Consider the following 9223-nt stretch of genomic DNA (forward strand, 5'->3'; position numbering starts at 1 on the left):
TGTTTCTTGCTTAAACTGCTCACTATATCTTTGCCTATGTTCACCCATGGAAACCCTCCTAGTTATTATCATCATATCCAAATATGACTTTCGTTAACGGGGTATCCACTTTTTATTCTAGCTTCAGAGAATCCGCTATACCGTCAAAAAAGGCTAAAAAATAAAGAATAACGGAATGAGGGACCGCTTAGCATCTTCACCTAGTTCTAGGTTCCGTTAAACACAAAAGACAGTGAAAATGACAGTTGAAGTGGTTCCGCTAATAGAACACCCACAAAATAGACAAAAAAATCTGCCCTCCCACAATGAGAAGGCAGATTTCCTATTTTTTTTTCGCTTTTTTAACTTTTAAGTGTAATCCAAGTAACCGTATTGCCACTGCGAAATCTAATGTTGCAAAAAAGATAAGCAATAAGGTGAAAAAGTTCCAAATGGTTTCCTCAACGGACTGTATTGCAATAAAGGTAAATAAAATGCCCATTCCACTGTATAAGGAAGCCATAAACAAGGGTGAAGTTCTCATAGTATTGTTAGCCTCCTATTAAGATCATTTGTATTTTTTCAAACTCTTCAAGCATGCGGTCAATTTCTTCAGGGTCTATGCTTAGTTGTCCAATCACAGCATAGGTATTGATGGCAGCATGCGCGATAATCGGTACAATAATTCGCTTTGTATGGACGTATAGAAAAGCAAAGACTAACCCCATTGCTGTATAGGTTAATATATGTGGATTATCATTATGGACTAGTCCAAAAATGAGCGCTGATGCTAGACCAGCAATAATGAAATTTGATCTTTTATAAATACTACCGAATATGATTTTTCTAAAAATAACTTCTTCTAATACCGGTGCAATAATAGAAATAATCAAAATAAAAATTGGTGCTGCTCGTGCAATATTCATTATATCAAATGTATTCTGTGATCCTGGTTTAATTCCAAGTACAAACGTTTCGATAATGATGGAACCAATTTGTGCAAAATAAGCTAGGAAAATACCAAGAAATGACCATAATAGTACATTGCTAATCTTTGTTGCTCCACGCTTGCAAACTTGTCTTATCTCATCTCTAAGCAGATACATCGTCACCAATAATGCTGCAACAAAACTAATAACATTCCATGAAACGGATGCAGTAAAGGGATCGACATTCAAGACTTTTATAATTGGAGCAACTACCAAACCAGAAAGTTGCGCTATTATGTAAGTTATAATCACATACCAATACTTTTTAGGCAAAAAACAACGACTCCTTTTAATTCAAAAGTTATTACTCATTGTACGTATTTTAACACAAATTTAGAATAGAATTGAAATAGTTCGTCCATATTATTTGTGGCGAATAATGGTAGTTGATGGGCGTTTTCGTAGAATCGTGATATATGCTATTTAAATTTATAATTTTTTACTAAAAAATGGGTTTTGTTACTTGCAAAATCAAGTGCAATTCATTATTATAATAGTGTGTTAGCACTCGATGTTGATGAGTGCTAAGGAAAAACCATTCGAAAATAAATAAGGAGGGTTTCAACATGTTAAAGCCACTAGGTGATCGCGTGATCATTGAACTTGTAAAACAAGAAGAAAAAACAGCAAGTGGTATTGTACTACCAGATTCTGCACAAGAAAAACCACAGGAAGGGAAAGTAGTTTCTGTTGGGTCTGGTCGAGTAACAGATAATGGTGAAAGGGTAGCACCTGAAGTAGCCGAAGGAAACATTGTGATTTACTCCAAATTCGCAGGTACAGAAGTGAAATATGAAGGTAATGAATACTTAATTCTTCGTGAAAGTGACATATTAGCAGTAATTGGTTAATAGACTGTTCTGGCTAGATTGTAGAGTAATTGGATTTATCCGTTACCTTTGAATAGAGCTAGGCTGATTTCTTACGAAGAATACGATATAAATACCATAACCAACAAAAATAGGGAGGGCTTTTATAATGGCTAAAGAACTAAAGTTTAGTGAAGACGCTCGTCGCGCAATGTTGCGTGGTGTGGATACACTAGCAAATGCTGTAAAAGTAACATTAGGACCAAAAGGCCGTAATGTTGTACTAGACAAAAAATTTGGTTCACCACTAATTACAAATGACGGTGTAACAATTGCAAAAGAGATCGAACTAGAAGATCAATTTGAAAACATGGGTGCACAACTTGTCTCTGAGGTTGCTTCTCAAACAAATGATGTTGCTGGGGATGGAACAACAACTGCAACAGTACTAGCGCAATCCATGATTCAAGAAGGTCTTAAAAACGTTGCTTCTGGTGCAAACCCTGTTGGTGTTCGTCGCGGGATTGAACAAGCTGTTGAAGTAGCAACAGAAGAACTTCGTAAAATTTCAAATCCAATTGAAAGCAGAGAATCTATCTCACAAGTTGCCTCCATTTCTTCAGGTGATGACAAAGTAGGCGCATTGATTGCAGAAGCAATGGAGCGCGTTGGTAACGACGGTGTTATCACAATTGAGGAATCTAAAGGATTCAACACAGAGCTAGAAGTTGTGGAAGGTATGCAATTCGATCGTGGATATGCTTCTCCATATATGGTTACTGACCAAGATAAAATGGAAGCAGAACTAGAAGATCCATATCTATTAATTACAGATAAGAAGATTACAAACATTCAAGAAGTACTTCCTGTCCTTGAACAAGTTGTACAACAAGGTAAGCCAATCCTAATCATTGCGGAAGATGTAGAAGGGGAAGCACTAGCTACACTAGTTGTGAACAAACTTCGTGGTACATTTAACGCAGTAGCTGTGAAAGCTCCTGGTTTTGGTGACCGTCGTAAAGCAATGCTTGAAGACATTGCTACTCTAACTGGTGCTGAAGTAATTACAGAAGATCTTGGCCTTGAGCTTAAAAATACTTCCATTGAGCAACTTGGTCGTGCATCTAAAGTTGTTGTTACAAAAGAAAACACAACAATTGTAGAAGGTGCTGGGGACCCTGAAGCAATTTCTTCTCGTGTACAACAAATCCGTGCACAAGCAGAAGAAACAACTTCTGAATTCGATAAAGAAAAACTACAAGAGCGCCTAGCTAAGCTAGCTGGTGGTGTTGCAGTAGTTAAAGTTGGTGCTGCAACAGAAACTGAATTGAAAGAGCGTAAATTACGTATTGAGGACGCACTAAACTCAACACGTGCAGCGGTTCAGGAAGGAATCGTTTCTGGTGGTGGTACTGCACTAGTAAACGTCTATAAACAAGTCCAAGCACTTGATCTTGAAGGCGACGAAGCAACTGGTGCAAACATTGTACTTCGTGCACTTGAAGAACCAGTTCGTCAAATCGCTCACAACGCAGGACTTGAAGGTTCTATCATTGTAGAACGTCTGAAAGGTGAAAAAGTAGGCATTGGCTTCAATGCTGCTGCTGGTGAGTGGGTTGATATGATTGAAGCTGGTATCGTTGACCCAACAAAAGTTACACGTTCCGCACTTCAAAACGCAGCATCTGTTGCCGCTATGTTCCTAACAACAGAAGCTGTCGTAGCTGACCTACCTGAAGAAAACGCAGGTGGCGGCGCTGCTATGCCAGACATGGGTGGCATGGGCGGAATGGGCGGCATGATGTAATAAGTGCCCCCAACCCTTGATATGAGTGGGTTTTTAACTAAGGTGAGAGTGAAATGCTAACATTTTGCTAACACCCGCGGTTTTTAACGGAGGCTTCTCATAAGTTCACTGAACTTTTGAGAGGCTTCTTTTTTCATTTCTTGCGTGACATGAAGATAGACATTTTTTGTAATTGAATCGTCAGTATGTCCAAGCCGATCCATAATCTGTTCGAGTGAGACCCAGCCCCGGCAAGAAGTGACGTATGAGTATATCTTAAACTATGAGGAGTTAATTCTTCATTTAGTCCAGCTATTCTAAACAGCCTTTTCATTCGATCTCGCACATTTTTAATCACGATGGGATAACCGAATTGTCTCTCCATCTTAGCGAAGACAAAATCCTTATTGTAATAATCGACACTTAATCGCTTAATTACTTGATTTTGGGCTTTCTTGTGATATTTCAAAGCTTGAATCACATCTTCATCTACTACAATCTTTCGCCTTGATTTTCGGGTTTTTGGTGGGAGTAATTGATACTCCATGGTATTATTATTTGGATTATAATACGTCTTGGTAATACTTATCGTGTGGTTAAGGAAGTCTATATCCTTCCACTTTAGTGCAACTAACTCTCCAACCCTAATTCCTGTATAGGCTAGAATTAAAAACGCCAAGTAATCATGTTCAAGGCCATTTTGTTTTGCTGTTTTTAAAAACAAGGCAAGCTCTTCTTTTTCAAGATAATTTGGAACTTCCTCTTCCTCCAGCTGTTCAATCGTTTTTTGTCTTTTTTAACATAAGCGAATTCCGTTGGATCCTTCTTAATAAGCTCCAGTTCTAATGCTTTTCTAAAAATCATTCTTGCTGTTCGATTGATCCCTTCCCTTGTGCTATCAGATAACCCTTGATCCTTTAAATCATTGAGCGCATCTTGATACATTTTTCTTGTGATGTCTTTTAATTTTAATTGAGCAAAGTAGGGTAACAATCTTCCGATTTCATGAAGACGGACTCGAACTGTTCCAGGCTTAACATCTTTTGCATCACTGTAGATGGGAAGCCACTCAATTGCAAAGTCGCTGAAGATTTTATCTGTTTCCTCTAAATATGTTCCTTTGTTTACTTCGTGAATTAGAGTGGTAGCAGCTTCTTCAGCTTCCTGCTTCGTATCAAAACCGCTTTTTGCCTTTTGCTTTCTCTTTCCGGTGATTGGATCAATTCCAATATCAACGGTGAAAGCCCACTTTGAACCACAAGTGCATTTTTTCTTTTTGCACTTACAGCCTCTTCTGTAAAAATGTCCTAACATTCGCATCCTCGCTTTCTAAAAGTTATTTTGTTGCTAAAAGTACATTATTTCCAAAGGAAATAATAAAAATTCATTTTATAAAAAGGTGAAAATAATTAGGGGTGAGTCAGAGTTTGAGTAGAGGTGGTTAAATAGAAGATAGTTAAAATAAATACCCCATCCGTATTTACAGGGATGGGTTAGGGTTATTTCTTGACTCAAATTGGAGCCACTACACTTCTTACTATGAAAATTATTATATTTTAAAGCTGAAAAATAAAATTTGTTCATTAATTATTCCGTAATGGTCGTGATTTATAAGCAGCCTTTGTTGAATAGTAGACTGATACTACGCAGCAAATGATTTCATTTTAGTTGAGTTTGTGAAAAATATACTTAAAGGATCAGAAGAGTTAAATAAAAACGCTATTGAGATGTTCAATGGCGTTTTTTACATTAAAAATGAGTTATTGTAAAGGATAGTAATAAAAGAAGGTATGGGTAAATTAAAGTGCAAATGTCAAAAAAAATAGGGTGATACTTTGAATACAAATTCAAATAAGCAAAATAACCAACGCAGATGGATAGTTTCTTCCAATTCCTACACTAATAATGTTTTACAGTTTGATAACCCTTGGTTAGTTCTGTGGTGGTCGATGGCATTTCCCGGTTTTGGTCATTTATTAACAAACCACTATCTATGGGGATTTATTTTAATCTTTTTTGAGTTTATCGTAAATTCCCTTGCGAGCTTAAATACAGCTATTTTTTATTCAATGTTAGGTGATATTGAACATGCTAAAAAAATATTAAACATTGAATGGACTTTTCTATACGTTTCTGTTTTTACCATTGCAGATAGTTATCGAAGATGTGTAGATAACAATAAAGTTTATCAATTAGCTTATTCTGAGTTAAATAAGGTGAAACCTTTTCAGTTTTCTACAATGGAACTAAATATAACGGAAAGAACAAGGAAGGTTATTTGATACTACTCACCGTTCAGATGGAGTTAGTATCGTTGATTTAGCATTTGTTCTAGGTGTGATATTTATGCTGTTAGGTTTGATTTATGGATACGTTCATCTGTGGGGACCAATATTTTTAGCGCTAATTGGATTGGTATTAGGATTTTCATCAGGGGCAATTATTAAGTACCTTTATATCAAGAGAAAAGAAAAGCAAATGAAAGAAACAAAGTTTGAAGTTTTTTTAACGGTAAAATGCAAAGAGAACCAACAAGAAACGATAGAAAGAATTCTTTGGGAACATGATGCTCTAGCGATTGGAATAAAAAGTGAGGGTCAAAATTGAATGTAAATGAAAAATTTTCGGAAGGTGTAAAAGAAGTATATACTCTTTTAAAACAATCTACTGATTTGCATAAAGAACTATGGATAGAACACGTTGTTTTTTCTTGGAGATGGTGGCTGGTCTTAGTTCTAACAATACTTCCTTGGATTTTTTGGTCTATTTTTAGAAAAAAAGGAAGTACACATCGCCTTTTGTTTGTAGGCTTTTTTACAATGTTTATATCCATATTATTAGATATTACTGGAGCACGTTTAGGTTGGTGGTATTATAAATATGAAGTAATTCCATTCTCTCCTTCATTTAAGCCTTGGGATATAAGTTTACTACCTGTATTAACTATGTTTTTCTTACAAGTTAGGCCTCAAATAAATTTCTTTATTAAAGCAGTAATATATGCTTTTTTAATTGCATTTTGTGCTGAGCCTTTATTTATGTGGTTAGGATTTTATGAATATCCAAACTGGGAGTATATCTATTCTTTTATTATTTATTTTATTATTTATTTGTTTTCACATTATATTGTAACGAGGAACGAGTTTGACAAAATAAAATGATTACATTTTATCTTTTACAATATCTAAAATTGAGTCCTAATTAAACGATTGAGTACTTATATAGAAGAATAGCAACTAATAAAATAAAGGCATGCTGCGTAGTACAACGATACTATGTAATAGAAAATTGATATTCAACAATGGGGCGTAATAATTGAAGATAAAAAAGTCTAATCCTTGCTAAAATGCGGAGGCATTAGACTTTTTTCTTCAGAATCTTTACGTTGTAAATTATATTTTAATGGTAAACGCACTGGAGATGAGTGGTAAAATTTGTGAAAATCACTGGTAAAAATTATGGCAGAGGTGGTACATTCTTCTGGCGGTAATCAATTAGCTTGTTCCTTTGATTTTCATAAATAGATTCTTTTTATTACCTGCTAAGCAGGTGAATTTTTTGGCTAAAACTGAGTAGAGAAACATACCTATATACGCTATATCTGCATAAAAAGATCCCTTTTTCTGAGAAGGGATAGAATAAGTTTTAAAAGAAGGTTTTAAAAAGTGTAAAGGTTAAGTGAAGTATTTTACTTTAACTAAAGACACAATTATTTACAGTTTAATAAAAGTAAGGGGTACTTTTATTTCTTGATTATCAGAATACTTTACAAAAAAATGAAAATATTAAAAACAAAAGGAGTTTTTTTATGCTATCCAAAAGACACAAGGCTTTTAATATTGCAATGATTGTGCTTCCTTGGTTATCGGTAATTTTTTTAGGAAAGCGTAATATAAAACGCTTTTTTCCAGCGGCATTAATAACTGTAATTTTTGAAATGACGAATGCTAAAGTTGGGCAAAAGCGAAAATGGTGGGTATTCTATGATAAGTCGAAATCATTTGTGTCAAATGAACTTCCCTTTAGTGCTGGGCCATTTTTGCCTGGTTCTATGTGGATACTAAAATTAACGTATGGAAACTTAAAAAATTTCCTTTTACTAAATATGGCTGTGGATGGTTTTTTTGCTTTTATTTTAACCAAATTTCTTAAAATGGTAAAAATAGCAAAGCTAGGGAGATTAAACGAATTTCAATTTTTTTTATACTTGTTTTATAAAGTAGCTTTATTATACAGTGCTCAAAACTTTATGGAGAACAAAAAGCTTAACTAAAATAATTCTAGAAAATGAAAGACAAATATAATAAGAAAATGAATATTAGATACAAAATGCAGTGAAATTAAAAGAATTAAGGTTCTATTATCTCAACTAAAAATAATATATCAGCATAAATTTGCTTTTTGATTTTGAAATTATCACATCTATAGAATTCATCGAGTAGCAAATTTAGTTCTTTTGTAAATACCACTAATTCTTCATTTGAAATCATAGTTGTCTCCCTTTTTTAAAATGTAGGACTATAGTGTAATACTTTGCAAAACTGTAATTTTAGTATAGGCAATAGGTAACTGTAAATCAATTATTTAAATTGAATTTAAGTCTTATGTCGTAGTACGAAGATAATAGGAGTTAATCTAGCTTTTAGAATAACCTGGTGACTTCTAAGTTTTTCCTTTGTGTATCAAATAACCGTATTGGGGGATTTCAGTAATTGTTAGTAACTAAGGCACCAAAGAAAGTGACTTCCGCATCAACAAAAAACAGTGTAACAATAAAAACGATTAGAGTAGCTACACCAAAATCCATAAATGTACTGCTCCAAAATATACGCTCTTTTAATAGGATTATCTTCATAATATGAGCAAATAAAGTTAGAGTTAATCCAACAATTAGAGTAGTCAACATTAGGTATAATTAGACAAGTGATTATTAGAAATGCATCGATTATTTAGATTTACGTTATGTCGTAGTACAGGAATAATGGGAATACACAACCATCGAGAGACGATTATGCTTAGCGTAGTCGTCTTTCTTCTGGAATAAAGAATAAATGCCCTTAAATATACGAAACTATCCTATTCTTATAATGTATTGTGGGGTTTTGAATAGGTAATTCTTAGTTTACTAATAAAATCTAAGGAGAGTTGATTATTATGAACCAAGGAGAGCAAATCTTATCAGATCTAGTGGTAGCTCTAAAAGAGTTGTACCCTAACATTGAAGTGGAAAATACAAAGAATAAATTGTCCACTGTTCTATTCAAACCAATTCAGATATCGAGTAATAAAGATAACAATATAAGTTTCTTTGATTACAGTTTAGTAAAGGACCCATATCAAGAACTTGGGGGGGAATTCCCACAATATAATCAAACGCGTAGAAGTAAAAAAATAGGTAGGAATGAAAAGTGTCCTTGTGGAAGCGGAAAAAAATATAAAAAGTGTTGTGGAAAATAGCAAGCATTGTTCAACAATAGGAGGCTATTCTTAAAAAGGTTCATAAATTTAACATTGATTGCTGCGTAGTACAAGGATACTATGCATTAAAAATATATTAAACAATCAGGCATCACTGTTACATAATGATATTTAAAATTCTAGTCTAAGTCCCTATCAAAGCAGTCCTATGACAGGGACTCAGACTTACCCCCAAACTTTAC

9 protein-coding genes and 1 pseudogene are annotated in these 9223 nt (G+C 34.3%); 7 read left to right on the forward strand and 3 right to left on the reverse strand.

The window, feature by feature from the left end:
* Positions 1–322: 322 nt before the first annotated feature.
* Together FCI53_RS20605 and FCI53_RS20610 are read right to left on the reverse strand one after the other, a co-directional pair.
* Positions 323–523, reverse strand: coding sequence for a YdiK family protein (locus FCI53_RS20605; protein ID WP_138420873.1), 201 nt, complete (start codon positions 521–523; stop codon positions 323–325).
* A gap of 7 nt (positions 524–530) precedes the next feature.
* The gene (locus FCI53_RS20610; protein ID WP_138420874.1) at positions 531–1241 is read right to left on the reverse strand and encodes a CPBP family intramembrane glutamic endopeptidase; all 711 of its coding nucleotides are present in this window, start codon (positions 1239–1241) and stop codon (positions 531–533) included.
* A gap of 293 nt (positions 1242–1534) precedes the next feature.
* Between FCI53_RS20610 and groES the strand changes: the two genes are divergently transcribed.
* Both groES and groL read left to right on the forward strand, forming a co-directional pair.
* Entirely contained in the window at positions 1535–1819 is a 285-nt protein-coding gene (groES, locus tag FCI53_RS20615; protein ID WP_138420875.1) for a co-chaperone GroES, read from the forward strand.
* Positions 1820–1946: 127 nt separating this feature from the next.
* Complete coding sequence (gene groL, locus FCI53_RS20620; protein WP_138420876.1) at positions 1947–3584, forward strand: chaperonin GroEL; 1638 nt, start codon at positions 1947–1949, stop codon at positions 3582–3584.
* A gap of 83 nt (positions 3585–3667) precedes the next feature.
* Here the strand turns inward: groL and FCI53_RS20625 are convergent.
* Positions 3668–4877 (reverse strand): annotated as a pseudogene (locus FCI53_RS20625) (site-specific integrase).
* 521 nt (positions 4878–5398) lie between these two features.
* Here FCI53_RS20625 and FCI53_RS20630 point away from each other — a divergent pair.
* The 5 genes from FCI53_RS20630 (at position 5399) to FCI53_RS21975 (ending at position 9020) form a co-directional block, all read left to right on the forward strand.
* Positions 5399–5845, forward strand: a complete 447-nt coding sequence (locus FCI53_RS20630) for a hypothetical protein (protein WP_138420877.1) — start codon at positions 5399–5401, stop codon at positions 5843–5845.
* Positions 5846–5909: 64 nt separating this feature from the next.
* Positions 5910–6170 carry a hypothetical protein gene (locus FCI53_RS20635; RefSeq protein ID WP_138420878.1) on the forward strand — a complete coding sequence of 87 codons (261 nt, stop codon included), beginning with the start codon at positions 5910–5912 and terminating at the stop codon, positions 6168–6170.
* Positions 6167–6724, forward strand: a complete 558-nt coding sequence (locus FCI53_RS20640; protein ID WP_138420879.1) for a CBO0543 family protein — start codon at positions 6167–6169, stop codon at positions 6722–6724. The genes FCI53_RS20635 and FCI53_RS20640 overlap by 4 nt, the downstream gene beginning before the upstream one ends.
* Positions 6725–7371: 647 nt before the next feature.
* On the forward strand, positions 7372–7836 hold the full coding sequence (locus tag FCI53_RS20645) for a hypothetical protein (RefSeq protein WP_138420880.1): 465 nt from the start codon (positions 7372–7374) through the stop codon (positions 7834–7836).
* 881 nt (positions 7837–8717) lie between these two features.
* Positions 8718–9020 carry an SEC-C metal-binding domain-containing protein gene (locus FCI53_RS21975; protein ID WP_246050174.1) on the forward strand — a complete coding sequence of 101 codons (303 nt, stop codon included), beginning with the start codon at positions 8718–8720 and terminating at the stop codon, positions 9018–9020.
* The last annotated feature ends 203 nt before the right edge of the window (positions 9021–9223 follow it).

Origin of the sequence: Aquibacillus sediminis (assembly GCF_005870085.1) — a bacterium.
GTDB classification, from domain to species: Bacteria; Bacillota; Bacilli; order Bacillales; family Amphibacillaceae; genus Aquibacillus_E; species Aquibacillus_E sediminis.